The following is a 26,285-nucleotide window of genomic DNA, read 5'->3' as shown; positions in this document are numbered from 1 at the left end:
GCATAAAAATATAAAAGCGACAGGAAAAACAAAAAGCCCTTCCCCTGTGAAGGAAGAGCTGTAAATATTTGTTACCGGAAAGGACTAAGCCAGGGTAGCTATTTTCTTAGCCAGCTTGCTTTTCAGGTTTGCAGCTTTGTTTTTGTGGATAACGTTACGTTTAGCCAGCTTGTCAATCATAGATGCCACATCAGATAATTCTTTCTCAGCTTGCGCTTTGTCAGAGATCGCCTTCAGGTCACGGATGGCATTACGGGTAGTTTTACCGTAGTAACGGTTACGCTCATTACGCTTTTTGCTTTGACGTACGTCTTTTTTCGTTGCTTTATGATTTGCCATTTTTCAAATTTCAAGTTTCGGACGGCAAAGGTAAGGATATTCCAAATACCAAACAAACAAAAAACAAGTTTTCCGTCCGGGGGTAAAAGTAAAGCTTTCCACCATATTTACAATCAACCCAAATCATATGATATTTTCTCATTTTTTCCATCCTCTGTATTGAAAAACGTGCGATATTTGCAATCCCATATATTAATATATCGGGCACCAACAGAAAAGTATTTGAACTGAAGATCAGCAAAACTCGTTGTAAATGAAGGACTTCTCATTTGTCACTAACTCACATCCTGCTTACATTGAATCGTTATACCAGGATTTCCTCAAAGATCCCAACTCTGTAGACCCTGATTGGGTGAAATTTTTTGAAGGATTTGATTTTGCGGTTTCCAACGCAAATGGTAAAGCGGCGGGAGCGGCTCCGGCAGCAGGCGGTAACGCAGTGCCGGTGAGTGGTGACCAACAGGCCAAGGAACTGGGTGTATATCGCCTGATCCAGGCATACCGCAAAAAGGGCCATCTCATTGCTAAAACCAACCCCATCCGTGAAAGAAAGGACAGAGGGGCCAACCTCGATCTGGCCAGCTATGGACTGGGAGATGCTGATCTCAAAACCCGGTTCTATGCAGGTATTGTAGTTGGACTGAAAGACGCCACACTGGAAGAGATTGTGGCCCATATGAAAAAGATTTACGCTGGTTCTGTTGGTATTCAGTATACCTATATCAACGACCGTGATAAATCCAAATGGCTGGAGAAAGAGTTTGAGACGATTATGAACCAGCCACTATCTCTGGAGCAGCGCCGCCGGGTGTTGCAGAAGTTGAACCAGGGCGTTATTTTCGAAAAATTCCTGCATACCAAATATATCGGTCAGAAACGTTTTGGCCTGGAGGGCGGGGAATCCACCATTCCTGCGCTGGACGCGATGATCAATGTGGCTGCTGAATACGGTGTGAAAGAATCTGTGATCGGCATGGCACACCGCGGCCGTCTGAACGTACTGGCCAACATTCTCGGCAAAACCTACGAGCAGATCTTCAACGAATTTGAAGGGCTGGCCGTTCCGGATATGACCATGGGCAGCGGCGACGTGAAATATCACCTCGGTTTCCGTTCCCAGGTGAATACGCCTTCCGGCAATTCGGTGAACCTGCAGCTGATGCCGAACCCTTCCCACCTGGAAGTGGTAGACCCGATCGTGATCGGTTTCTCCCGTAGCAAGGCAGATGTGATTTATGACAGCGACTATGACAAAATATTGCCTATCCTGATCCATGGCGACGCCGCCGTGGCTGGTCAGGGCATCGTTTATGAAGTGGAGCAGATGAGCAAGCTGAAAGGTTACTACACCGGTGGTACCATTCACTTTGTGATCAACAACCAGATCGGCTTTACCACCGATTTTGATGACGCCCGCTCTTCTGACTACTGTACCAGTGTGGCTTCCATCGTACAGGCTCCGGTATTCCACGTCAATGGCGACGATACCGAAGCGGTGGTGAAAGTATCCCAGCTGGCTGCCCGCTACCGTCAGGAATTTAATGAGGACATCTACATCGACATGGTTTGTTACCGCAAACATGGCCACAACGAAGGGGATGAGCCTAAATTTACCCAACCCAGCCTGTATGCGCTGATCGACAAACATCCGAATCCGCGTGAAGTATATACCCAGTACCTGCTTAACAATGGTGAATCCGAGGCGCAGGCGCTGGCCAAAGAAATGGAGACCGCTTTCTGGGGTGACCTGCAGGCCCGTCTGGATGAAGTAAAACAACATCCGCTGCCTTACTCCAAACAGAAACCGGAAGAATGGTGGCAGGCGCTGCGCAAGGCGACGCCACAGGACTTCGAGAGCTCTCCTGTGACCGCCATTAAGGAAGAAGACTTCAAACACCTGTTTGACGCCCTGATGAAATGGCCGGAAAAATTTGTACCGCTGCGTAAAGTGAGCAAACTGCTGCAGGATAAAATCAAACTGTACCAGGAAGAAGGTAAAGTGGACTGGGCTACCGGCGAACTGCTGGCTTACGCCAGCCTGCTCATTGAAGGTAAAGATGTGCGCATGAGCGGAGAAGACGTGAAACGCGGTACTTTCTCCCACCGTCATGCGGTGTTGTTTGATGAGAATACCAACGAGACTTACAACCGTTTAAGCGAACTTTCCGAAAAACAAGGCAAGTTCAGAATCTATAACTCCCTGTTGAGCGAATACGGCGTACTGGGCTTTGAATACGGTTATGCCATGGCCAACCCCAACGCGCTGGTACTCTGGGAAGCACAGTACGGCGATTTCGTGAACGGAGCGCAGACTGTTATTGACCAGTATATCAGCAGTGCTGAACAGAAATGGACGACCCAGAACGGCCTGGTGATGTTGCTGCCTCATGGTTATGAAGGTGGCGGACCAGACCACTCCAACGCCCGTCCGGAGCGTTTCCTGCAGACCTGCGCGGAAGAAAACATGGTGATCACCAATATCACCACTGCAGCTAACTTCTTCCATGCGCTGCGTCGTCAGTTGACCTGGCAGTTCCGCAAACCGCTGATCAACTTCTCTCCCAAAGCGAACCTGCGTCATGCCGGTGCTTATTCCACCATGGAAGAATTCACCCAGGGCGGGTTTAAAGAAGTGCTGGACGATCCGTTCATCACGGATGCTTCCCTGGTGAAGAAAGTGTTGCTCTGCACCGGTAAGATGTATTTTGACCTGAGCGACAAGCAGATCAAGGAAGATCGTAAAGATGTGGCCATTGTAAGGCTGGAACAACTGTATCCGCTGCCGGTAAAACAGCTGGAAGCCATTGCACAGAAATACAAAGGCGCTACTTTCTTCTGGGTACAGGAAGAGCCGCTGAACATGGGCGCTGCAGCGTATCTGCAGATGAACCTGAAGCAGATCAACTATGGTGTTATCAGCCGCAATCCAAGTGCGTCTACCGCTACCGGTTATGCGAAAGTGCATGCCCGTGAGCAGCAGCAGATCATTGACACTGCTTTTAACATCTAACTAAAACAGCAAACAATAAACAGAAACGAGTGTTCAGCTGTTAGCCATTAGCGACGAAGATTGTCAGCAGCTAAACACTGGTTCACCATCAACTGATAAAATATGGTTATCGAAATCAAAGTCCCTACGGTAGGAGAATCTATTAGCGAGGTAACAATTGCAAAGTGGTTGAAAAAAGACGGAGATTATGTGCAGCAGGACGAGGTGTTGTGTGAAATGGAATCAGAGAAGGCCACCTTTGAACTGAATGCAGAAAAAGCAGGTATTCTGAAAATTGCAGCACAGGAAGGAGCCACGCTGAAGATTGGTGATGTGGCCTGTACGATTGATACGGCTGCAGCAGCACCTGCGCAGGCGGCGGCGCCCGCGTCACCGGCAGCTCCGGCAGAAGCGGCTGCTCCGGCGGCAGCAGCAGCAGCGCCCGCGGCACCGGCTGTCAACAAAGGGGTCATTGAAATGAAAGTACCTACAGTAGGTGAATCTATCAGCGAAGTAACCCTGGTGAAGTGGACCAAAAAAGAAGGCGACTATGTAGAGCGGGATGAAGTGTTGTGCGAGCTGGAATCAGAGAAAGCCACTTTCGAGCTGAATGCTGAAGAAGCCGGCGTACTGACTTTGGTGGCCAAAGAAGGTGATACTTTAAAAATAGGCGATATAGCCTGCAAAATAGATACCAGCGCTCCGCGTCCGGCAGGTAAAGCCGCTCCGGCTGCAGCCCCCGCGGCGCAACCGGCGAAAGCTGCAGCACCACAGGCACAACAGGCCCCGGTGACCAGCATCCCGAATGATATCCGCACTACGCCCGTAGCGGCCGCAGTGATTGCCGACAAACAGGTAGACCCGGCCACCATCAAAGGTTCCGGCGCCCACGGCAAAATCATGAAAGACGATGTGTACGCCGCCCTGCAGAACCCGGGCGTGGCTATCGGCCAGGAAATGTTCTCCCGCAACGAACGTCGTGAGAAAATGAGCAACCTGCGTAAAACCGTCTCCCGCCGCCTGGTGGAAGCTAAAAACACCACCGCTATGCTGACTACCTTCAACGAGGTAGACATGACCAACATCATGGCGCTGCGTGCTAAATATAAAGACATCTTTAAAAAGCAACATGAGGTGAACCTGGGCTTTATGAGCTTCTTCACCAAAGCCTGCTGCTTCGCGTTACAGGAGTTCCCTTCCGTGAACGCCTATATCGACGGTGAAGAGCTGGTGTACCACGATTACTGCGATGTTTCCATCGCGGTATCCGCTCCTAAAGGGCTGGTGGTACCGGTGATCCGCAACGCAGAAAGCCTGGACATGGCCGGCATTGAAAAAGCCGTGCTGGAACTGGCCACCAAAGCCCGTGAGAACAAGCTGACCATTCCGGAAATGACCGGTGGTACCTTCACCATCACCAATGGTGGCGTATTCGGCTCCCTGATGAGCACTCCGATCATCAACATTCCGCAGTCCGCTATCCTCGGTATGCACAAAATACAGGAACGCCCGATGGCTGTTAACGGCCAGGTAGTGATCCGTCCGATGATGTACATCGCGCTGAGCTACGACCACCGTATCATCGATGGCCGCGAGTCTGTAAGCTTCCTCGTAAGAGTGAAAGAAATGCTGGAGAACCCGGAACAACTGCTGTTCGGTAAAGATCCGCTGAAAGCGCTGCTGAAACTCTAATTAACAGCTTTAAAAATATAACGGGGCGAAGAGCAATCTTCGCCCCGTTTTTTTAGGATACCTTTGCGTATGACCCGTTGGGAGAATTATGTAGCTGCTGCTACCAAAATTATCGGCGCCTATACCGGCAGCCTGCCTTTGCATCATTTCCTGAAAGCTTTTTTCAAGGAACATCCCTATATGGGAAGCCGTGACCGGCGCTGGATTTCACAGCTGGTGTACCACTATTACCGCCTTGGCGACTGGGGCCGGGAGCTATCGCTAACCGACCGCCTGGTGGCCGGCACTTTTCTTTGTGAACATACTTCTTCCGATCTGCTCAAGGCGCTTAAACCCGAATGGGATGAACAGATAAGCCTGCCACTGACAGACAAGGCTGCTTTGGTCGGACTACCGGTAACGGCTACACGTATTTTTCCGCTGTCGGATGAACTGTCCCCGGCGATAGATGCCGAAGCTTTCGGGCTTTCATTTCTGCAGCAGCCGCGATTGTTTATCCGCGTGCGGAACAACCGGCTGGACAAGGTACGGCGATTGCTCGATACCGCTGCCGTACCGTACGAAGTCTTTGAAAATGGCGCCACCGTGGCCTTACCCAATGGTACTAAAGTAGAGACCTTGCTGACTGAAAAAAGCTGGTACGAAATACAGGATGCTTCCAGTCAGCAGACCGGTACCCTGTTCCGTCCGGCACCTCACCAGCGTTGGTGGGACTGCTGCGCCGCCAGCGGTGGCAAATCCATCCTGCTCAAAGATCAGCAACCCGGTGTGCAGCTGCTGGTCAGCGATGTACGGCGTTCCATCCTCGATAATTTGCAAACGCGTTTTGCTGCTGCCGGTGTCAAAAATTATGAGGCCCGTGTAGCAGACCTTACCTCCGACCGCTTCCCTGAAACAATGGGACAACAACGGTTTGACGGTATCATCCTGGATGCGCCGTGCAGTGGTTCAGGTACCTGGGGCCGTACCCCCGAAAGCGTGAGTTTCTTTAAACGCGAAGAGATCACTAAATATCAGCAACTGCAAAAGCGTATAGCCCATAACGTTATACCGTTCCTGAAGAAGGGCGGTTCCCTGATCTACATTACCTGTTCCGTGTTCCGGCAGGAGAATGAGGACGTGGTGAAGTATATTGAAGAGAATAGCGAACTGCGGCAGCAGGAGGGGGGTGTTATTGAAGGGTATGGCAAAGGTGCGGACACGATGTTTGCTGTAAGATTTTCGTAATGTTTCTGACAAAAAATCTATTGTCAATTTTTTTGACAATAGATTTTTTGTCAACTCACTCCCGCACTAACGCCCACATATTAATATCAAACAGTCTCCCTTCCCATTCCATCCATTTCTTGAGTGTTCCTTCCTGGCGGAAGCCGTTTTTGATGAGCACTTTTTCTGAGGAAATATTGGCGGGCATTACTTCTGCTTCCATGCGGCTGAGTTCCAGTTCCCGGAAGCCGTAGCGGACCAGTTCGAGGATGGCTTCGGTCATGTATCCCTGGCCCCAGTAGGCATGTGCGAGGGCGTAGACGATGACGCCGCGGTGCAATTGCGGAAAACTGTTGAAGCCGATGGTGCCGATGAGCCTGGACTGTCCCCGCAGGGTGATGCCCCACCGGATACCCAGTTGATCTTTAAAGCGCTGGTGAAAATAGGAGATGACTCTTTCCGCGTCCAGCTCAGTTTTCAGCGGCATAACGTGGTAGTATTGCGTGACGCGCTGGTCGCTGAAGAGGTCCAGCAGATCGGCGGCATGCCAGGGCTGTAGTTCAACGAGTTCCAGGCGGTCGGTGTGCAGTATGGGGAATATGTTGGGTAGCGGATGCATGACAAAAGGTGGTTGTCTCTCTAAAATACAAAAAAAGGGCGGGATAGGTTCCCGCCCTTTATGGTTTATGTAGTATAAGATTTATTGGTGCAGCGAAATGGGGCCGCGTTGGATGATACCACCGCCGATAACGTCATCGCCTTCATAAAAAACGGCTGACTGGCCGGGAGCGATACCTTTTACGTGCTCAAAGAAGTTGACCTTTACTTTGCCATCTTCGTTGTGCAGGAGGCTCAGGGCGCCGGGGTCTTTGTAGCGGATCTTGGTGATCGCTTCCATACCGTCCGGGATGGTTTCATATTTGCCCATATTGAGACCGCTGACGAACATTTCATTTTTCTGCAGTTCGTCTTCGTTGCCCAGGACGATGGTATTGGTTTCCGGGATGATTTCGGTCACAAATACCGGGCGACCGAGGGCGATATCGAGACCTTTTCTTTGTCCGATGGTATAGAAAGGATAACCTTTGTGTTTACCCACGATGGTGCCGTCGGCCAGCACGAAGTTGCCGCCGTTGACTCTTTCTTCCAGACCTTCTACTTTCCGTTTGAGGAATCCGCGATAGTCGTTGTCGGGCACGAAGCAGATCTCATAGCTTTCTGCTTTTTTGGCCAGTTCTGGGTACCCGAAGTCGAAGGCCATCTGCCTGATTTCTGTTTTGCGGTATTTCCCTAAGGGAAGGATGGTACGGGCGAGGACGTCCTGCTGGATGCCCCACAATACGTAGCTCTGATCTTTTGTTTCGTCGATTCCTTTGCTGATAACCATTCGGCCGTTGTCGTGACGCCGGATCTGACCGTAGTGTCCGGTAGCAATAAATTCACAGTCCATGGCATCGGCCCGTTTCATGAGGGCGCGCCATTTGATATGTGTATTGCACAGTACGCACGGGTTGGGGGTGCGGCCGGCAATATATTCGTCTACGAAGTTATTGATGACAAAGTCCCCGAATTCATCGCGGATGTCCAGCACAAAGTGCGGAAACCCGTGATGCACCGCGGCTGCGCGTGCATCATTGAATGAATCGAGATTACAGCAGCCGGTTTCCTTTTTACTGGCCCCGGCAGAAGCATAATCCCAGGTTTTCATGGTGATACCCACCACTTCATAGCCCTGCTCATGCAACATCAGCGCTGTAACGGTACTATCAATACCGCCGCTCATGGCCACCAGCACTTTACCATGCTTGCTCATTTTAAAATAGTTTAAGGACGCAAAATTACTGATTTTCCGGGCAACCGCCTATTGATAGAATAAATGCCTGTATTGAAGCCGTTTATGGGCTTTAATAGCATTTTACCCAGTTTTAGCTAATATTTGTCCACACACTACAATTTGTAAACCCAACATTATATATTTATTGGATTAAGTATCTATTTAGCCTAATTTAGACGAGATGCTACATACATTAAATAAAGAGTATATATTAAAGCAGACAAATTCCGGCGTTGATGAAAAAGTCTTTCATTTCCCGGAAAAGATATTGCAGTTTGGCACCGGCGTATTGTTACGCGGACTGGTAGACTACCTGGTGGACCAAGGTAACCGCAGCGGCTGCTACGAAGGCCGTATTGTAGTGGTGAAATCCACTGATGGCGGTACCAGCGAATTCTCCGGCCAGGACAACCTGTATACCACGCATATCAAAGGCATCGCCCAGGGGGAACTCGTTGACCAGGTACTGATCAATTCTTCTATTAGCCGGGTTTTGCAATCGAATGCAGATTGGGGGGAAGTACTGGCAGCGGTACGACAGCCAGCCCTGCAAACCATCATCTCCAATACCACCGAAGTGGGCATACAGTACGTACCGGAGAAAATCGGCGACAGCGCCCCGGCGTCTTTCCCGGGTAAACTGCTGGCCGTCCTGAAAGAACGGTACGAATACTTCCGCGGCAGCGGTAATACCGGTTTTGTGATCGTGCCTACCGAACTTGTGGTGGACAACGGACGTTTATTGAAAGAGATCGTTTTAAAACTGGCCGCCTATAACGAAATGCCCGCAGCTTTTGTGCAATGGGTTGAAAACGAGAATCATTTCTGTAACTCGCTGGTAGACAGGATTGTGCCCGGAAAGCCCCGTAACCTCGCGGAACTGGAGGAGAAAGCCGGTTACACCGATAAGCTGTGGATAGAAGTAGAACCGTTCCTCTTATGGGCGATTGAAGGAGATGCCCACGTACAGTCGGTCCTGGGCTTTCATAAAGCAGATGAACGGATGCTCATCACCCCCAGCATCGTGCCTTTCCGCGAACAGAAACTGCGCCTGCTCAATGGCAGTCACACCGCGGCGGTACCGCTGGCTTACCTCTCGGGACTGAACACGGTATACGAATGCATGAATGACGATTTTATGCGGCATTTCTTTGAAGAAGTGGTCCTGCGGGAAATACTGCCTACCATCGAACAAACCTGCCCGCAGGCGGCCAGCTTCGCGCAGGACGTACTGGACCGCTTCGCCAATCCGTTCATCGCACATAAACTGATCAGCATCACCTTCCAGGAAAGCTCGAAGATGAATGCCCGCAATGTACGCACCCTCACCCGGTATTACGAACAGTTTAAGACATTACCGGAATACATGTGCCTCGGTTTTGCGGCCATGATACTGTTTCTGAAACCCTCCCGTGTGGAAGACGGTAAATACTTCGGTACCCGGAACGGAGAGGAATACCAGATCACAGATGATAACATCACCATTTTTGCTGCCCACTGGAAAACATATTCTTCCCCGCAGCAGCTGGCGGAAAAGGTTTGCGCCGATACCCGTCTATGGGAATCAGACCTGGCCGTTATTCCGCAGTTCGCGGAAACCGTGGCCGGCTACCTGCAGACCATGATGACCGGCGTGAAAAACGTGATGCAACTCCAGCAACCAAAAAATTAATCACTAGTATATGAAGGGATTTCTGACGGAAGATTTTTTATTACAAACAGAAACGGCTAAACGATTATATTTTGAGTATGCGCAATCGATGCCGGTGATTGATTATCACAATCATCTGCCTCCCGATGAAATTGCTCAGAACAAGGTCTTTAAAAACATGACAGACATATGGCTGCGCGGCGATCACTACAAGTGGCGCGCCATGCGGGCCAACGGGGTAGCGGAACAGTACATCACCGGCAGTGCCGATGACTTCACCAAATTCCGCCACTGGGCAGCAACAACACCGTACACCATGCGTAACCCGCTGTACCACTGGTCGCATATGGAACTGAAAAATCCTTTCGGCATCACCGACCTGTTAAACGAAGCTACCGCCGAAAAAATATGGGAAGCGGGTAACGACAAGCTGCCGAAGCTTTCCACCCAACAGCTGCTGCAACATTTTAAGGTAGAAGTGGTTTGCACCACCGATGATCCTACCGATTCGCTGGAACATCACCAGGCCATCGCCCATAAACCTTTTGGTACCCGCGTACTGCCTACCTTCCGGCCCGACAAAGCCATGGCAGTGGACACACCGGTTGTATTCAATGCATTCGTGGATAAGCTGGCAGTTGTTACCAACCGCGAGATCCGCTCTTACCGCGACCTGACAGAGGCGCTGCAACAACGTCATACTTATTTCCATGAAGCCGGCGGCCGGTTGAGCGACCACGGTATTACCACCTTCTCCTTTGCCACTTATACACAACAGGAGCTGGACAATATTTTCCTCAACGCCCGTGACCATCAGGCGGCCACTCCCTATGAGAGCGAGCAGTTTAAAACCGCCATGCTGCTGCAGATCTGCGAGTGGAACCACGCGCGGGGCTGGGCCCAGCAATTTCATGCCGGGGCTATCCGCAACAACAATTCCCGGCTGCTGCAGCAACTGGGCGCTGATGCCGGTGTAGACTCCATCGGCGACTGGAGCATGGCAGCTGCTATGAGCGCTTTCTTTGATGCACTGGATAAGAAAAACAAACTGGCCAGGACCGTTATCTATAATCTCAACCCCGCCTGGAACGAAGTGTTTGCCACGATGGCCGGCAACTTCCAGGACGGTACCATACCCGGTAAGATCCAGTTTGGCTCCGGCTGGTGGTTCCTCGACCAGAAAGACGGGATGGAGAAACAAATCAATACCCTGAGCAATATGGGGCTGCTAAGCCGTTTTGTAGGTATGCTGACAGATTCCCGGAGTTTTCTATCTTTTCCCCGTCATGAATATTTTCGTCGTATTTTGTGCAATCTCATTGGTCGTGATGTGGAAAACGGTGAACTCCCGAACGACATTCCATGGTTAGGGAAAATGGTCCAGGATATTTGTTACTACAACGCAAAAGCATATTTTGATTTTTAGATGAAGTCTGTAAAAGTTATCACTTTCGGGGAACTATTGTTGCGCCTGTCACCCGACCTGGCGAGCAATAGTTCCGCTATTTTTGTCGGTGGCGCAGAAGCCAATGTGGCCGCCGCACTGGCGCGCTGGGGTACGCCGGTGGCTTATATCAGTAAGGCGCCGGAAAACGGTTTTTCCAGAGATGTACTGAAACAACTGAGTGACCGCGGTATTGCCACTGACCGGATGTTATGGGGTGGAGACCGGATCGGTATCTATTACCTTGCTCAGGGCAGTGATCTGAAGCACGCCGAGGTGGTGTATGACCGCAAATATTCTTCTTTCAGCCAGATAACGCCGGGGACGGTCAACTGGGACGAGTTGTTGGGGGATGCCGAATGGTTTCACTGGAGCGCTATCAGCCCTGCGTTGAACCCTGATGCTGCCGTGATCTGTAAAGAAGTGCTGGAAGCCGCTACCCGTAAAGGAATGACTATCTCCACCGACCTCAATTACCGCAGCAAATTATGGCAATACGGCAAGCAGCCGCATGAAGTAATGCCTGAGCTGGTGGCTTATTGCGACGTGGTCATGGGCAATATCTGGGCTGCCCATACCATGCTGGGCACCACACTGGACAATGCAGCGCTGGAAGCAGACACCAAAACCGCGTACCTGGAACAAGCGGTGAAAGTAGCAACAGAGATAACGGCGGGGAATAAACGTTGTAAAAGGGTTGCCTTTACATTCCGTTTCAGCAAAGACACTACCCACGCACAATACTACACGTTCTATTATCACAACAGGCAGACCAGTATTTCAAAAGAGTATGAAACACAGGAAGTGGTGGACCGTGTAGGCAGCGGTGACTGCTTTATGGCGGGCCTTATTCATGCACAGCTGGAAGGAAAGGATGATCAGGGCATCATCTCTTTTGCCGCTGCCGCTGCTTATTCCAAGTTTTTTGTGAAAGGAGATTTTAACACTACCTCTTACGAGGATATAATAAAACTGATGTAATTATGGCACCACACCCGGAAACCATTATAGCTGCATTTGAGCAGAGCGGTATTATTCCTGTTTTTTACCACGACGATGCGGATGTTTGTTGCGAAGTGCTGCAGGCATGTTACGACGGAGGCCTCCGCGTATTTGAGTTCACCAGCAGAGGCGCACAGGCGCAGCAGAATTTCTCCCGCCTGCTGGCGTTGAAAAAGGCCAAAATGCCTGATCTGTACCTCGGTATCGGCACTATTAAAGATGCTACAGCCGCGGCAGCATATACACAACTGGGCGCCGATTTTATTGTGTGCCCCGTCACAGATCCGGAAACCGGCGCTTACTGCCGTTCACAGCAGATACTGTGGATACCCGGCTGTATGACGCCTACCGAAATATCCGTGGCTGAAAAAAACGGTGCGCCGCTGGTGAAGCTGTTTCCCGGTAATGTATTAGGACCGGCTTATGTAAAAGCCATCAAACCGCTGTTCCCGAACCTGAAGTTTATGCCTACCGGTGGTGTGGAACCTACCCGTGTGAGCATGGACGCGTGGTTTGATGCGGGGGTGGTATGCGTGGGCATGGGCAGCAATCTGCTCGCCAAATCATTGATCGAAAGCAAGGACTGGGCATCGCTGAAAGAGAAAATCGTGCAAACGTTTGCATTTCTCGGTAGTAAGCCGTAAATTAAAGCCAACTTATAAATTCCAAATCAGCCGTAATGAATTCCACAACTTTAGGTAAGTATCGCTGGCGTGTGTGTGCACTTCTCTTTGTAGCGACCACGATTAACTATATTGACAGACAAGTGCTGGGTTTGCTGAAAAGCGACCTTTCCAGTGAATTCAACTGGACGGAACAGGATTATAGTAACCTGGTCATGATTTTCTCTGCGGCCTATTCCGTTGGGTTACTGTTTTTTGGACGCCTGGTAGACAAAATGGGGTCCAAAAACGGATACAGCATTTCTATCATCGTGTGGAGCCTGTCGGCCATGGCGCATTCCCTGGTGCGTTCCACCTTGGGCTTTGGTGTGGTACGCTCTATTTTAGGGGTGAGCGAAGCGGGCAACTTCCCGGCAGCGATCAAAGCCACCGCGGAATGGTTTCCCAAGAAAGAAAGAGCTTTTGCCACCGGTATTTTCAATAGTGGTTCCAATATCGCGGCCGTTGTAGGTCCGGTGATGGTATACTGGCTGGCCCGTAACCATGGCTGGCGCCATGCTTTCTTCTGGACCGGCGCCATCGGTTTTGTATGGCTGATATTGTGGTGGATTTACTATGAAGTGCCCGCCCGTCAGAAAAGGCTGGGCAAGGTGGAATTTGATCATATTCACTCTGACCAGGAAGAGGAAGAAGCAGCGCCGCAACCGGTAAAATGGGGCAGACTGCTGGGCATCAGACAAACATGGGCTTTTGTATTCGGTAAACTGCTGACCGACCCGGTCTGGTGGTTTTTCCTCTTCTGGTTGCCAGGTTACCTGGAATCCATTTTCCACGTTGACCTGAAAGCCAACCTGGGTCTCCCTATTATCATCATCTACTCCGTCACCAGCTTCGGCAGCATCGGCGGGGGATGGTTATCTTCCCACCTGATTAAAAGCGGATGGCCTATTTTTAAAGCCCGTAAGGTGTCTATGCTGATTTTTGCGCTCTGTGTGGCGCCAATCATGCTGATTCAATACATCAATAACCTGTGGTTGGCCATTGCGCTCATCAGCCTGGCAACAGCAGCTCACCAGGCCTGGTCTGCCACCATCTTCACCACCGCTTCCGATATGTTCCCCAAACGCGCTGTCAGCTCCGTGGTAGGCATCGGCGGCATGGCCGGCTCCATCGGGGGTACGCTGTTCCCCATCGTGATCGGTACCATGCTGGAGCATTATAAGCTGCTGGGCAATATCGGTATCGGATATAATATCCTTTTCCTGATGTGTGGCGTAGCTTACCTCCTGGCATGGACGGTAATGCACTTCTTTGCACCTAAGATGGAACAGGTGAAACTATGATGGCCATTAACACTTAACACAACTAAAATAGAATAAAGAAGGAAGGCCGGCAGAATATTCTGCCGGCCTTCCTTTTACGATATGCTCAGAAATAAGTAAACAAGTAGGGTGGATCTATATACTGCTATCCGCTTATATCTTCCTGAATCAGCGAAATCAGCAATAATCCCGGATATCACAGTTATGTTATAACGACACCCCTCTTTTCCATGGAATAAAGTCATCCTGGTTCAGTTGCTCTGCTTTGGTATGTACCTCACCGCTGGCAGCTTTGATGACATATTCGAGGATCTGTTCGCCCATTTCAGCGATGCTGTGTTCTCCGCTGATAATAGTTCCGGTGTTGATATCGATGATATCTTTCATCCGGGTGGCCAGCCTGGTGTTGGTGGCCAGTTTCACTACGGGAGCGATCGGGTTGCCGGTAGGCGTGCCGAGGCCGGTGGTGAACAGTACGATATTGGCGCCGGAACCTACTTCGGCAGAGGTAGACTCCACATCGTTGCCTGGTGTGCATAACAGGTTCAATCCCGGTTTGGTCGCGTACTCCGTATAGTCGAGTACGTCAGTTACCGGAGAGGTACCGCCTTTTTTGGCGGCGCCGGCAGACTTGATGGCGTCGGTAATGAGGCCGTCTTTAATGTTGCCGGGGGAAGGGTTCATATAAAAACCTGAACCCACTGACTGGGCCTGGTTTTCGTAAGCCCGCATGATGCGGATGAATTTGTCGGAAATTTCTTCGGTCACGCAACGGTTGATCAGCTCCTGTTCTACGCCGCACAGTTCAGGAAACTCGGAGAGGATAGAAGTGCCGCCCAGTGCTACCAGCAGGTCGGAGGTATGCCCCACGGCCGGGTTGGCGGAAATACCGGAGAAACCGTCAGATCCGCCGCATTCCAGACCGATCACCAGTTTGGACAGAGGAGTGGGCTGACGCGTCTGTTTGTTCGCTTCTACCAGCGCCAGGAAGGTGTCCTTGATGGCGGCTGACAGCATGGCGAATTCAGAAGCGCTTTTTTGTTGCTCGTAAACCAGTACCGGTTTGTTGAACTTCGGATTCAGTTTTTTCAGGGCTTCCTGCAGGATCGATACCTGTGCATGCTGGCAGCCCAGGCTGAGGATGGTAGCTCCCGCCACGTTGGAGTGGTGGATATAGCCGGCCAGCAGAGCGCATAATGCATCTGAATCCTGCCGGGTACCGCCGCAGCCACCTTCGTGGGTGAGAAACTTGATACCGTCGATATTGGGAAATATAATATTACGTTTATCCGTTGCCGTTATATTCTCTGCTTCGTATTGTTTAACCGCGTCAATGTTGCCGCTTTTGTACAGGGCAACGAGGTCCTGCACCTGTTCGTTATAAACTTCCGCTGGTGAGAATCCCAGCCCTTTTTCGAACGCTGTTTTGATCACGCCTACATTCCTGTTTTCGCAGAAAACGAGCGGTATCACGAGCCAGTAGTTGCGGGTACCCACCTGTCCGTCTTCACGCTGGTAGCCCATAAAAGTGGCGTTCTTCCATTTGCTGACATCGGGCGCCTGCCACTGGATGGCGCCGTCTTTTTCATGGAAAGCGTTTGCATCGTGTACAACGTTTTCTGTTGTGAGGCTTTCCCCTTTTTTCAGCGGGCGGGTAGATTTTCCAACCAGTACCCCGTACATGGTAATGGGTTCGTTGCCGTCGATATCGTTGATCAGGAATTTATGTTTCGCAGAGATATTTTGCTGGAGCTGTATGTCTTGACCGTTGAATGAAACATGGGTGCCGGCGGGAATATCCTGCAACGCCACCAGCACATTATCATTCGGATGAATTTGTAAGTAAGTGTTCATAAAAGCTAAAGTAGTAAATAACGTTACCGGCTGTTAATACTATAATGTTAATCCTTGATAAGATTTTGACTATTTGCCTGACACGCTGTAACGTTTGATGGTAGCAAGTTACGAATGATTTATCATTTCCCGCAGACCGGTTGACAGTTAAAAAAACACCTGTTTTAGGACTGGTATTTTTTAATCATAACCTGATATGTTTTTGATGGCGGAACTGGTGGTGCTGCCGGCGAAACAGCCAGCTTCCGCTAAAACATGCTACATATTTTATATCTTACCCGAAATATTGTTTGTATGCTTATTCCACGGGTAACCGGATTTTTAGTGATGATCATTGTTTGTTGTTTCCTGCATGCGGCCGCCCAACAGGGGCCGCGGAACTACCTATACACCGCCTGGAGTGAGGCCAACGGAAATGCCGCTTTCAGCAATATGAGCTGGCGGGAGAACCAGCGCAGACATATGCAGGATGTTATCCGGCAATTGCCGGATGTTATGCGGGCGAGGATGCTGGCCGATGCGGACAAGGCGATGAATTTTACCTGGCCTGCCTTGCCTGCCTCTTTATATCTCCAGTTCCGTGATAATGGCAACCGGGTCAATTTTGAGAACGCACAGTTTGAGCGGCGTAAGATATTGTCTGCCCTGGTGGTAGGTGAGCTGGCTGGCGGTAATGGTAAATACATTCCCCAGATCGCTAATGGTTTATGGGCTATTATGGAAGAAAGCACCTGGGTGTTGCCGGCGCATGTTGGTGCGCAGAAAGCCGGTACCGGCCTTGCAGATCCGGCAGAACCCATTATCGATCTGTTTGCCGGTGAAACGGCAGCTACCATCAGCTGGGCGCAGTTCCTCCTGGGAACGAAGCTGGATAAATTTTCTCCCATGATCGGCCGGCGGATTGATTATGAACTGAACCGGCGTATTGTAACGCCGTATCTCGAACGGACCGATTTCTGGTGGATGGGTTTCAACGGCCGCCCGATGAATAACTGGAATATCTGGATCAATACCAACATTCTGCAGGTGGCGCTGCTGGCAATAAACGAAAGGGATATACGTAACAAGGTGATAGAAAAATCGATCCGCAGCGCTGACTTTTTTCTGAATAGCTATCCTGAAGATGGTGGTTGTGATGAAGGGCCCAGCTATTGGGGACATGCCGGTGGCAAACTGATAGAGTTTATCAACTGGCTGCGCTGGGCTTCTGCCGGCAAGGCGGACCTCAGCAGGAATGAGCTGATACACCGCATAGGCACTTATATTTACAAAATGCACATTGACAGCAGCCGGTTTGTGAACTTCGCAGATGCATCTGCCCGCACCACACCGCCGCCGCACACCGTATACCTTTATGGCGAGGTCTTCAAAGATCAGCAGATGAAGGAGTTCGGCGCTTATCTGTACCGCCTGGCCAATCCGGATACTACCCGTATCAATACCTATTCGTTGCTGACATTTATTTATGATCTCGAAGGACGCAAGTCATTTTTAAGCACCACTCCCAAAGCGCCCTACACCAGCGATAACTGGCTGCCCGATCTGCAGGTGCTGTCGCTTCGTTCCACTCCGGGCAGCTTCCACGGCCTGTTTTTCGCCGCCAAAGGCGGCCATAATGGAGAAAGCCACAACCACAATGACATCGGCAATTTTGTGTTGTATATGGACGGAAAGCCCGCCATTATAGATGTAGGCGTGGGTACCTATACAAAACAGACTTTTAGTAACGACCGTTACGGGTTGTGGTATATGCAATCACAATGGCATAACTGTCCCACGGTGAATGGGGTACAGCAGCAGGATGGACGCCGGTTTCAGGCTAAAGCAGTTGCTTATGCCGATAAAGGCGGCAGTAAGATGCTCAGCATGGATATTGCCGCGGCCTATCCCCAAGCCGCTATGGTAAAGACATTAAAACGCTCCTTTGTATTTACGCCGGCAGATTCCCGCCTGAAGCTGACCGAAGACTATGAACTACTGTCATGGAAAGCGCCCTACCAGCTGCATTTTATGACCTGCCTGCCCGTTGATCTCAAAACACCCGGAAAGGTAGTACTGCAGGGAGAGAACGTTAGTTTACAGATGACATATGACCCTTCCCGTTTTGAAGCCGACGTAGAGCGGCAGACAGTGGATGACAGCCGGTTGTCGCCCGTTTGGGGAGATGCTGTGTATCGTATCACCCTCAAAACAAAAGGACAGGCGTTGCAGGGTAAAAACAACATCGACTTTGAGATGAAACGCAAACGATAACCCTGGTAGAAACATGTGTTTTTTATAAAATATGATATGCCGAAATTGTGTTTAAATATCGTATAGTAAGGCTTTTCGTTTAAAATAATTGTAATTTTTACAATTAACTGACGCTATGATTTTTATAAAAGCTTTGTATTTTGCAAACGTTTGCATTACTTTGGACAAAAGCCGTGAAAGAGGAAAGACGGGTGACGATTAGCAAGCCGGCGGCCCCGTCCACGTTAGTACCAGCCGTCATACTGCATGACAGGCTGACGCCGGTTTGTGTGCCTCTTCCTGGAAACAACCGGCCATCGGCAGCAATAAGGAACTAATCATCTGAAATAAATAAGATAATCATAACGATATGAGCACACAGTATGAATCAAGGTATGCCAGCAGTCCTTCAGAGGTAAAAGGCATGGATACCGAAGCGCTGAGAAAGGCATTCCTGATAGAGAGAATTTTTGAGGCTGATCGTATCTCCTGGGTACACACGCATTACGACCGGTACCTCACCGCCGGCGCCATGCCGGTAAAAGGCGGTGTTGAACTGCAAACGATTGATCTGCTGAAAGCCGCTTATTTCCTGGAACGCAGGGAACTGGGCATGATCAATGTCGGCGGCCCGGGCATAGTGGAAGTGGACGGAGAACAATTTGAAATAGGCTTCAAAGAAGCCTTGTATGTAGGAAAAGGTAAACAAAAGGTGGTCTTCCACAGTAAAGATGCTGCACAGCCTGCAAAGTTTTATCTCAATTCCACCCCGGCCCATCACAGCTATCCTACCCGCAAGGTGGCGAGAGAAGAGGCAGAAGTGGTGACCCTGGGCGCGCTGGAGACATCCAATCACCGCACCATCAATAAGTTGCTGGTGAACTCCGTACTGGAGACCTGCCAGTTGCAGATGGGGATGACGGAGCTGAAACCCGGCAGTGTCTGGAACACCATGCCGGCACATACGCACGACAGAAGAATGGAAGTGTATTTTTACTTTGAAGTGCCGGAAGGACAGGCTGTCTGTCACTTTATGGGACAGCCCCAGGAAACCCGTCATATCTGGATGCAGAACGAACAAGCAGTGATTTCCCCACCCTGGTCCGTACACTCCGGCGCCGGTACCAGCAATTATACTTTTATCTGGGGCATGGCAGGAGAGAATCTGGACTACGGCGATATGGACCATTGCAAAATCACCGAATTACGTTAAAACCCGATCATCCTTTTATCATGAAAATGAAAAACATCATTGCAGGAAGCCTGCTGGGCCTGTCGGCCCTGCACTTTGGGCCGGATGCAGGTGCTGCTCCGCGGAAAACGGCTGTTGTGGCTCCCTCGCTCAATGCGCTCTCTGCGCAGTTTATCCGTGGTTACATGGAGAAAGTGGCCAACTGGCAGTGGCAGTCCATCGAACGGAAAGGTTGGGCAAATCCTCAGACCAACTGGACCAACGGCGCCATGTATGCCGGTATGGTAGCGTTGAGCCAGGTAACCGACAATCCGTTTTTTATTCAGCGGTTGATACAGGTAGGCAGGGACAACGACTGGAACACAGGACCAGACCGGTTTTTTGCGGATGAATACTGCATCGGCCAACTGTACGCCCAGCTATACCCCTATTATAAAGACCCGGTGATGATTGATAAATTCCGGAAGCTGGCAGACAGCATTGTTGCTGCTCCGCATACGGAGTCGCTGGACTGGAAAAACGGTATCCACCATCGGGAATGGGCCTGGTGCGATGCCTTGTTTATGGGGCCGCCGGCATTGGGTTACCTCTCTACCGCCACCGGCGACCCGCGCTACCTGGAAACCGCCGATAAGCTATGGTGGAAAACCACCGATTTCCTGTTCGATAAAAAAGACAGTCTCTACTACCGCGACGCCCGTTACTTTGACCAGAAAGAAAACAACGGCGCCAAAGTATTCTGGAGCCGTGGCAACGGCTGGGTGATGGGCGGGCTCGCCCGCCTGCTGGACAATATGCCGGCCAATTACGCTAACAGGGCACGTTTCGTGGACTTGTTCAAAAAAATGGCGTACCGCATTGCCGCCCTGCAAACAGCGGATGGCACCTGGCATGCCAGCCTGCTGGACCCTGATAGCTATCCCGCCAAAGAAACCAGCGGCACCGGCTTTTACGTGTATGCGCTCATGTGGGGCGTGAACAATGGCATCCTGCCGGAAAAAGATTTTTTGCCTGTGATCCATAAAGGATGGCAGGCGTTGGTGGACTGCGTACAGCCCAACGGTAAACTGGGATATGTACAGGTAGTGGCCGCCGCCCCGGGCAAAGCCACTGCCGATGATTCAGAGGTATATGGCGTGGGCGCTTTCCTGTTAGCCGGTTCAGAACTGATCCGGCATAATCTCCTGCAAAACAGCCCCGGTGATATTACCATCAGCAACCCTACAGGGCTGAACCGGGAAGGAGAGATCGTGGAGATTCCTTACGATCAGTTCACCGCGAAGCTGAACAAGGATACACGAAAATCCTTCAAAGTAGTGGACCTGTTGTCTGACCAGGAAATTCCTTATCAGCTGATATATGAAGGCGGCAAAACACCAAAAGCAGTATTGCTGCAGGTAAGCGTAACGCCGGCCGGCAGCCGTCAGCTGGGGATAAAGGCTGGCGCACCGGCTCCCGTGGCCGCCAAAGCGTACGGCCGTTTTGTGCCGGAAAGAAAAGATGACTATGCCTGGGAAAACGACCGCATGGCTTACCGTATGTATGGCGCGGCCCTGGAGAAAACGCCCAGAGAAATGGCCTTCGGCATTGACGTATGGGCCAAGCGTACCACCGATATGGTGATCGATAACTGGTACAAGCTGGATAATTATCACCACGACAACGGGCAAGGACTTGATTATTACAGCGTAGGCCTCACACTCGGCGCAGGGGATACGGCCCCTTACGGTAAGGACACCATCTATTTCCCGAAAAACTACCGCCAATGGAAGCGGCTGGACAACGGTCCGCTCCGCACCACCTTCGCGCTCACTTACGACACATGGCAGGCGGGCAATATACCCGTTTCCGTTACCAAAACCATCTCCCTGGACGCCGGTTCCCAGCTGAACAAAATGCAGGTGCAATACACCTTCAAAGGCGATCAGCTGCCGGTGGTGACAGGCATCGTAAAGCGGAAAGAGCCCGGCGCCGTGCTGCTGGATGAGCGGAATGGCGTGATGGGCTACTGGGAGCCGCCACATGGAGAAGACGGTACCCTGGGCGTAGGCTGTGTATTCCCGGCACCAGTGCCCGGCATGAAAACGGATAACGTACATTTACTCAGCCCCGGCGCCGCTGTTGGCCGTCAGCCGTACGTGTATTATGCCGGCGCCGCCTGGAACAAAGGAGGCCGTATCACCAATGCGGAAGAATGGTTTCAGTACCTCGAAGCATTTGCACAACGCATCAAAGCACCACTTAAAGTAACGATTCAATAAAACTGATATATGGACCTGTTTCAATTGAAAGGAAAAACCGCGCTGGTCACTGGTTGTAAGCGTGGTATCGGAAAAGCGATGGCGGTGGCGCTGGCCTCCGCCGGCGCGGATATCATCGGGGTATCAGCCTCGCTGGAATTACAGGGGAGCGACGTGGAAAAAGAAGTGACAGCGCTGGGCCGCCGTTTTAAAGCCTACCAATGCGATTTTTCCAGCCGCGACTCCCTGTACGCCTTTATAGGCCAGCTGCAACAGGAGGTAAAAGTGGTGGACATCCTCGTGAACAACGCCGGCACGATCCTCCGGAAACCGGCCGCAGAGCACCCCGACGAGTACTGGGACGAGGTGATCAACATCAACCTGAATGCACAGTTTATCCTTACCCGCGAAATCGGGAAGGGGATGATTGAAAGAGGCGCCGGAAAGATTATCTTTACAGCCTCATTGCTCACCTTCCAGGGGGGTATCAATGTACCGGGATATGCCGCCAGCAAAGGAGCGGTAGGCTCGCTGGTGAAAGCGTTTGCCAATGAATGGGGCGGCAAGGGAGTGAACGTCAATGCGATTGCCCCGGGCTATATCGCTACTGACAACACGGCCGCCCTGAGAGCGGATGAAAAACGCAGTAACTCCATACTCGACAGGATACCCGCAGGACGCTGGGGCGAACCGGAAGACTTTGCCGGACCAGTGATATTCCTCGCCTCCAAAGCTGCGGACTATGTACATGGTACCATACTCACAGTCGACGGCGGATGGATGGGCAGATAATTAATTTTACCGTTAATGGTTAATACATGAGTAAACGTACAGAAAAAACAATCGTTGATATCGCAGAAGAACTGAAGTTATCGGTATCTACTGTATCGCGCGCCCTGAACGACAACCCTAACATCAGCGCACGTACGAAAGACAGGGTGAAAAAAATGGCCCGTAAACTGGGCTATCGTCCCAATGCGCTGGCTGCCGGTTTACGCAACAATAAAAGTAAAACCATCGGCCTGATCGTTCCGCGTATCTCTATGTTTTTTCCCGCTGCCATCAGTACCATTATCCAGAATAAATTACAGGAACATGGCTACAACCTGATCATCTGTCAGTCCAACGATTCCTATGAACAGGAAGTAGCCCTGGTCAATACCCTGTATTCCGCCCGGGTAGACGGCCTGGTTGTCAGCACTACGCTGTACACCACCGATTTCTCCCACTTCGATGTCTTCAAAGACAACAATATCCCGCTGGTATTTTTTGACCGCGTGCCCAAAGACTACAACGTGAAAGTGATCAAGGGAGATGATTACCTCGGTGGATTTACCGCTACCAGTCACCTGATAGAAAAAGGATGTAAAGACATTGTACATATCTCCGGACCGCTGTCCTGTAACCTATATCTCGAAAGGGTGGCAGGTTATAAAAGCGCGTTGCAGCAACATAAACTGCCTTTCCGCAAAACCAGGATTTTCTACCAGGAACTGACACGCGACAACGCCTGGCAGACCTGCGAAAAAATCTTCGCACAAAAGCCTTATCCGGATGGCATTTTCGCGTCTAACGACACTACCGCTATTACTATCATGGAATACTGCCGCAAAATCAACCTGCGGGTGCCGGAAGACCTGAAAATAGTGGGCTATTCCAACGATCCCAGAACAGAAATCGTTACACCGCCTATCACCAGCGTGGACCAGTACCCGGCCATGATGGGCGAACGGGTGGTAGCAGCCCTGATGGAACTGGTCACCAGCCGTCAGACCGGTACCCCACGTTATTCACAGGAGATCATACCCATCCAGCTGATAGCCAGAGAATCCAGTGCAGCCGCTATAAAAGCCGCCGGTAAAAAGAAATAAGTCAACCTATAACAAAACTTATTATGAAGAAGAACCTGTTCTTTACCCTGGTACTGTTGCCCGCGTTGTTTATGCAATCGTATGCACAATCAGGTAAAGCTGACCAGGCATTGCTCCGCAAGGCCGATGAAACACTGCAGTTTGCCGCCAGACAATATAAACTGATGATGCGCCATGTGCCGGACACCCTGCTGCCCCGCAGTACCAACAAAGACGGCAGCCTCATGACTTCCAACGCCAACTGGTGGACATCCGGATTTTACCCGGGCACCACCTGGTTCCTGTACGAATACACAAAAGATCCGGTGTTTAAAACAGAAGCGCTGAAGCGGATGGCGCTCATCCAAAAGAACCAGTTCAATACCCGCACCCACGACCTCGGGTTTATGATGTATTGCCCCTTCGGCAATGCACTGCGCATTACCGGCGACACCGCCTATAAACGGATGCTGCTCAACAGTGCCCGGTCGCTGTCCACCCGCTTTAACCCCACCGTTGGCTGCATCAAATCGTGGGACCATGGCACCTGGAAGTTCCCGGTTATCATCGACAACATGATGAACCTCGAGTTGCTGACATGGGCCAGCCGCGAATCCGGCGACGCCCGGTTTGACAAGATTGCACGCACCCATGCCAATACCACCATAAAACATCACTTCCGGCCCGATTACAGCTCTTATCACGTGATCGACTACGACCCTTCCAACGGCGCCGTACTGCAAAAGAAAACGCATCAGGGGCTGGCTGACAGCTCCGCCTGGTCACGCGGTCAGGCATGGGGCCTGTACGGTTATACCATGATGTACCGGGAGACCAAAGACAAGGCCTATCTGAACCAGGCCCGTCATATCGCGGAATACATTCTCCGTCATCCGCGTATGCCGGCCGACCTGATTCCTTACTGGGATTACGACGCGCCGGAGATCCCCAACGCGCCACGCGATGTTTCCGCCGGCGCCGTAGCAGCTTCCGCACTGCTGGAACTGAGCCGTTATACCAACAAAGCAGAAGGCAAACGTTACTGGAATGCGGCGGAGAAGATGCTGAACAGCCTCTGCAGCCCGGCATACCTGGCGAAAGAAGGAGAGAACAACGACTTTATCCTGATGCATAGCGTAGGCTCTCTGCCTCATCAGTCCGAGGTAGATGTACCGCTGACCTATGCTGATTATTATTTTGTGGAAGCATTGCTGCGTTACAAACAGTGGGCTAAATAAACGATACCTTGAACAGACGTTTTTTCCTCAAGGCGGTACCCATGGCAGGTATCGCCGGTTCGCTGAAGACAGACAAAAGCTTGCTGGCTGATATGGCGGTGCCACCGGCGGCCACCGACCGGGCTTATAACCTGGAGCTGCTGCTGCGTATATGCCGTCCCGTGATGACCCATCTCAGTAAGGGGACACTGATGGCCGGTATGCCGACAGAAGTGGCGCCGCATTACAGCAAGCCGGTACGTAAGGTGACTTACCTCGAAGCCTTCGGCAGAGCGCTGGCGGGACTGGCGCCCTGGCTGGAGCTTGGGCCGGACAATACCATGGAGGGCAGCCAGCGTATTGATATGCTGACACTGACACGTAAAGCGATAGCACAGGCAGTAGATCCCGCTTCGCCGGACTTTATGAACTTCACCGGCAAGTTTGACGCACAGCCGCTGGTAGACGGCGCTTTCATGGCCCATGGCCTGTTGCGCGCGCCAACGCAGCTGTGGGACCGGTTGTCTGAACGTACGCAGCAACAGACCATCGATGCGCTTAAAAGCCTCCGTAGCATCAAAGCTTTCAGTACCAACAACTGGGTGTTGTTTGCCGCTATGATTGAAATTGCCCTGCTGCAGTTTGGCGGCGGGTGGGACCGCAAGCCGGTGGACCTGGCCGTGGAGAAAATCATGGAATGGTACAAAGGCGACAGCATGTATGGCGACGGCCCCCATTTTCATTACGACTACTATAATTCTTTTGTGATCCAGCCGATGCTGGTAGACATACTCAAAGTGCTGGTGGCAAAAGGGGAAGGCCGCAAAGAACAATATGCACTGGCGCTGAAAAGGATGCAACGCTACGGTGCTATCCTGGAGAGGCAGATTTCTCCGGAAGGAACTTTCCCGGTAGTGGGCCGCTCTATGCCTTACCGCAACGGCGCTTTCCAGGCGCTGGCGCAGCTGGCCCTGGAACGCAAACTGCCTGCGGAGCTGCAACCGGCACAGGTACGTTGCGCACTAACGGCAGTGAATAAACGAATTTTTGAAGCGCCCGGCACGTTCGATAAAAACGGCTGGCTGCAGATTGGTTTCTGCGGGCATCAGCCGGAGATAGCCGATGTATATACTTCTACCGGCAGCCTCTATTTATGCGCCACCGGTTTCCTGGATTTGGGATTGCCGGCGAACGATCCCTACTGGAGCGCTCCCGCTGCAGAGTGGACGGCGCAAAAAGTATGGAAAGGAAAGCCTGTGCAGAAAGACCACGCTATTGATATGTAGAGATTTTTTGATTTGCGATTTTTTGATTTCGTAAACTGATAAGTAAAAAGACCGGATCGATTTATTTCGCTTCGGTCTTTTTTTAGCTATCTAAAATTAATAGTTTGGTAGTTTTTAGAAAATTATAACAGATTATGGGACTGTTTTTAAAAATTACAGCTGAATCTCAGGGCGCAAAAGCGGTAGAGAAAGCGTTTATAAACAACAGCGTGATAAATGATATTCTTGATGGTTTAAATGATTATGCCTGGCAGGATCAAATTTCAGCGAAACTTAGAACGATACATCCTCAATACAGTCATATTACACTTG

The 26,285-nt window shown here is 51.0% G+C and carries 19 protein-coding genes; 15 read left to right on the top strand and 4 right to left on the bottom strand.

Annotation, left to right across the window (positions count from 1 at the left end):
- Positions 1-84 precede the first annotated feature (84 nt).
- Positions 85-339, bottom strand: a complete 255-nt coding sequence (gene rpsT / locus B5D63_RS10330) for a 30S ribosomal protein S20 (protein WP_078668743.1) — start codon at positions 337-339, stop codon at positions 85-87.
- 253 nt (positions 340-592) lie between these two features.
- On the opposite strand from rpsT, the gene B5D63_RS10325 reads away from it, so the two are divergent.
- The 3 genes from B5D63_RS10325 to B5D63_RS10315 all read left to right on the top strand — a co-directional run bounded on the left by B5D63_RS10325 (position 593) and on the right by B5D63_RS10315 (position 6,247).
- Positions 593-3,349, top strand: coding sequence for a 2-oxoglutarate dehydrogenase E1 component (locus tag B5D63_RS10325; RefSeq protein WP_078668742.1), 2,757 nt, complete (start codon positions 593-595; stop codon positions 3,347-3,349).
- A gap of 102 nt (positions 3,350-3,451) precedes the next feature.
- Entirely contained in the window at positions 3,452-5,020 is a 1,569-nt protein-coding gene (odhB, locus tag B5D63_RS10320) for a 2-oxoglutarate dehydrogenase complex dihydrolipoyllysine-residue succinyltransferase (protein ID WP_078668741.1), read from the top strand.
- A gap of 69 nt (positions 5,021-5,089) precedes the next feature.
- Positions 5,090-6,247 carry an RsmB/NOP family class I SAM-dependent RNA methyltransferase gene (locus B5D63_RS10315; protein WP_078668740.1) on the top strand — a complete coding sequence of 386 codons (1,158 nt, stop codon included), beginning with the start codon at positions 5,090-5,092 and terminating at the stop codon, positions 6,245-6,247.
- Positions 6,248-6,302: 55 nt separating this feature from the next.
- Here the strand turns inward: B5D63_RS10315 and B5D63_RS10310 are convergent, their stop codons facing one another.
- On the bottom strand, positions 6,303-6,845 hold the full coding sequence (locus B5D63_RS10310) for a GNAT family N-acetyltransferase (RefSeq protein WP_078668739.1): 543 nt from the start codon (positions 6,843-6,845) through the stop codon (positions 6,303-6,305).
- 81 nt (positions 6,846-6,926) lie between these two features.
- A complete protein-coding gene (mnmA, locus tag B5D63_RS10305) occupies positions 6,927-8,039 on the bottom strand; it encodes a tRNA 2-thiouridine(34) synthase MnmA (RefSeq protein ID WP_078668738.1) in 1,113 nt (370 codons plus the stop codon).
- A 202-nt stretch (positions 8,040-8,241) separates the two neighbouring features.
- On the opposite strand from mnmA, the gene B5D63_RS10300 reads away from it, so the two are divergent.
- From B5D63_RS10300 to B5D63_RS10280, 5 genes are read left to right on the top strand one after another with little or no spacing between them, the layout of a single operon-like run.
- Positions 8,242-9,732 (top strand): tagaturonate reductase, encoded by a 1,491-nt coding sequence (locus B5D63_RS10300; protein ID WP_078668737.1) that lies wholly within the window; start codon positions 8,242-8,244, stop codon positions 9,730-9,732.
- 10 nt (positions 9,733-9,742) lie between these two features.
- Complete coding sequence (gene uxaC / locus B5D63_RS10295) at positions 9,743-11,137, top strand: glucuronate isomerase (protein ID WP_078668736.1); 1,395 nt, start codon at positions 9,743-9,745, stop codon at positions 11,135-11,137.
- Positions 11,138-12,136, top strand: coding sequence for a sugar kinase (locus B5D63_RS10290; protein ID WP_078668735.1), 999 nt, complete (start codon positions 11,138-11,140; stop codon positions 12,134-12,136).
- A gap of 2 nt (positions 12,137-12,138) precedes the next feature.
- Entirely contained in the window at positions 12,139-12,801 is a 663-nt protein-coding gene (locus B5D63_RS10285) for a beta/alpha barrel domain-containing protein (protein WP_078668734.1), read from the top strand.
- 35 nt (positions 12,802-12,836) lie between these two features.
- Entirely contained in the window at positions 12,837-14,123 is a 1,287-nt protein-coding gene (locus B5D63_RS10280) for an MFS transporter (RefSeq protein ID WP_078668733.1), read from the top strand.
- A gap of 186 nt (positions 14,124-14,309) precedes the next feature.
- On the opposite strand, the gene B5D63_RS10275 is transcribed toward B5D63_RS10280, so the two are convergent.
- Positions 14,310-15,956 (bottom strand): UxaA family hydrolase, encoded by a 1,647-nt coding sequence (locus tag B5D63_RS10275; RefSeq protein ID WP_078668732.1) that lies wholly within the window; start codon positions 15,954-15,956, stop codon positions 14,310-14,312.
- A 294-nt stretch (positions 15,957-16,250) separates the two neighbouring features.
- Here B5D63_RS10275 and B5D63_RS10270 point away from each other — a divergent pair, with 294 nt between their 5' ends.
- The 7 genes from B5D63_RS10270 to B5D63_RS10240 all read left to right on the top strand — a co-directional run bounded on the left by B5D63_RS10270 (position 16,251) and on the right by B5D63_RS10240 (position 25,973).
- Entirely contained in the window at positions 16,251-18,209 is a 1,959-nt protein-coding gene (locus B5D63_RS10270) for a heparinase II/III domain-containing protein (RefSeq protein ID WP_159455975.1), read from the top strand.
- Between the two features lie 349 nt (positions 18,210-18,558).
- Positions 18,559-19,401 carry a 5-dehydro-4-deoxy-D-glucuronate isomerase gene (kduI, locus tag B5D63_RS10265; protein WP_078668730.1) on the top strand — a complete coding sequence of 281 codons (843 nt, stop codon included), beginning with the start codon at positions 18,559-18,561 and terminating at the stop codon, positions 19,399-19,401.
- Between the two features lie 20 nt (positions 19,402-19,421).
- Positions 19,422-21,641, top strand: coding sequence for a glycoside hydrolase family 88 protein (locus B5D63_RS10260; protein ID WP_078668729.1), 2,220 nt, complete (start codon positions 19,422-19,424; stop codon positions 21,639-21,641).
- 9 nt (positions 21,642-21,650) lie between these two features.
- Positions 21,651-22,412, top strand: a complete 762-nt coding sequence (locus B5D63_RS10255) for an SDR family oxidoreductase (RefSeq protein WP_078668728.1) — start codon at positions 21,651-21,653, stop codon at positions 22,410-22,412.
- Between the two features lie 26 nt (positions 22,413-22,438).
- Positions 22,439-23,491 carry a LacI family DNA-binding transcriptional regulator gene (locus tag B5D63_RS10250; protein ID WP_078668727.1) on the top strand — a complete coding sequence of 351 codons (1,053 nt, stop codon included), beginning with the start codon at positions 22,439-22,441 and terminating at the stop codon, positions 23,489-23,491.
- Positions 23,492-23,514: 23 nt separating this feature from the next.
- Positions 23,515-24,708 (top strand): AGE family epimerase/isomerase, encoded by a 1,194-nt coding sequence (locus B5D63_RS10245; RefSeq protein WP_078668726.1) that lies wholly within the window; start codon positions 23,515-23,517, stop codon positions 24,706-24,708.
- Between the two features lie 8 nt (positions 24,709-24,716).
- The gene (locus tag B5D63_RS10240) at positions 24,717-25,973 is read left to right on the top strand and encodes a DUF2264 domain-containing protein (RefSeq protein WP_078668725.1); all 1,257 of its coding nucleotides are present in this window, start codon (positions 24,717-24,719) and stop codon (positions 25,971-25,973) included.
- The last annotated feature ends 312 nt before the right edge of the window (positions 25,974-26,285 follow it).

Source organism: Chitinophaga eiseniae (genome assembly GCF_900167135.1).
Taxonomy (GTDB): domain Bacteria; phylum Bacteroidota; class Bacteroidia; order Chitinophagales; family Chitinophagaceae; genus Chitinophaga; species Chitinophaga eiseniae.
This window is presented reverse-complemented; position numbering and strand designations above follow the sequence as displayed.

What these genes read in the sequence shown, in the direction of transcription:
- B5D63_RS10275 (WP_078668732.1), bottom strand. Translation starts at nt 15,956, where the DNA reads ATGAACACTTACTTACAAATTCATCCGAATGATAATGTGCTGGTGGCG.
- B5D63_RS10310 (WP_078668739.1), bottom strand. Translation starts at nt 6,845, where the DNA reads ATGCATCCGCTACCCAACATATTCCCCATACTGCACACCGACCGCCTG.
- uxaC (WP_078668736.1), top strand. Translation starts at nt 9,743, where the DNA reads ATGAAGGGATTTCTGACGGAAGATTTTTTATTACAAACAGAAACGGCT.
- B5D63_RS10250 (WP_078668727.1), top strand. Translation starts at nt 22,439, where the DNA reads ATGAGTAAACGTACAGAAAAAACAATCGTTGATATCGCAGAAGAACTG.
- B5D63_RS10270 (WP_159455975.1), top strand. Translation starts at nt 16,251, where the DNA reads ATGCTTATTCCACGGGTAACCGGATTTTTAGTGATGATCATTGTTTGT.
- B5D63_RS10325 (WP_078668742.1), top strand. Translation starts at nt 593, where the DNA reads ATGAAGGACTTCTCATTTGTCACTAACTCACATCCTGCTTACATTGAA.
- B5D63_RS10315 (WP_078668740.1), top strand. Translation starts at nt 5,090, where the DNA reads ATGACCCGTTGGGAGAATTATGTAGCTGCTGCTACCAAAATTATCGGC.
- kduI (WP_078668730.1), top strand. Translation starts at nt 18,559, where the DNA reads ATGAGCACACAGTATGAATCAAGGTATGCCAGCAGTCCTTCAGAGGTA.
- odhB (WP_078668741.1), top strand. Translation starts at nt 3,452, where the DNA reads ATGGTTATCGAAATCAAAGTCCCTACGGTAGGAGAATCTATTAGCGAG.
- B5D63_RS10280 (WP_078668733.1), top strand. Translation starts at nt 12,837, where the DNA reads ATGAATTCCACAACTTTAGGTAAGTATCGCTGGCGTGTGTGTGCACTT.
- B5D63_RS10245 (WP_078668726.1), top strand. Translation starts at nt 23,515, where the DNA reads ATGAAGAAGAACCTGTTCTTTACCCTGGTACTGTTGCCCGCGTTGTTT.
- B5D63_RS10260 (WP_078668729.1), top strand. Translation starts at nt 19,422, where the DNA reads ATGAAAATGAAAAACATCATTGCAGGAAGCCTGCTGGGCCTGTCGGCC.
- B5D63_RS10255 (WP_078668728.1), top strand. Translation starts at nt 21,651, where the DNA reads ATGGACCTGTTTCAATTGAAAGGAAAAACCGCGCTGGTCACTGGTTGT.
- B5D63_RS10290 (WP_078668735.1), top strand. Translation starts at nt 11,138, where the DNA reads ATGAAGTCTGTAAAAGTTATCACTTTCGGGGAACTATTGTTGCGCCTG.
- B5D63_RS10285 (WP_078668734.1), top strand. Translation starts at nt 12,139, where the DNA reads ATGGCACCACACCCGGAAACCATTATAGCTGCATTTGAGCAGAGCGGT.
- rpsT (WP_078668743.1), bottom strand. Translation starts at nt 339, where the DNA reads ATGGCAAATCATAAAGCAACGAAAAAAGACGTACGTCAAAGCAAAAAG.
- mnmA (WP_078668738.1), bottom strand. Translation starts at nt 8,039, where the DNA reads ATGAGCAAGCATGGTAAAGTGCTGGTGGCCATGAGCGGCGGTATTGAT.
- B5D63_RS10300 (WP_078668737.1), top strand. Translation starts at nt 8,242, where the DNA reads ATGCTACATACATTAAATAAAGAGTATATATTAAAGCAGACAAATTCC.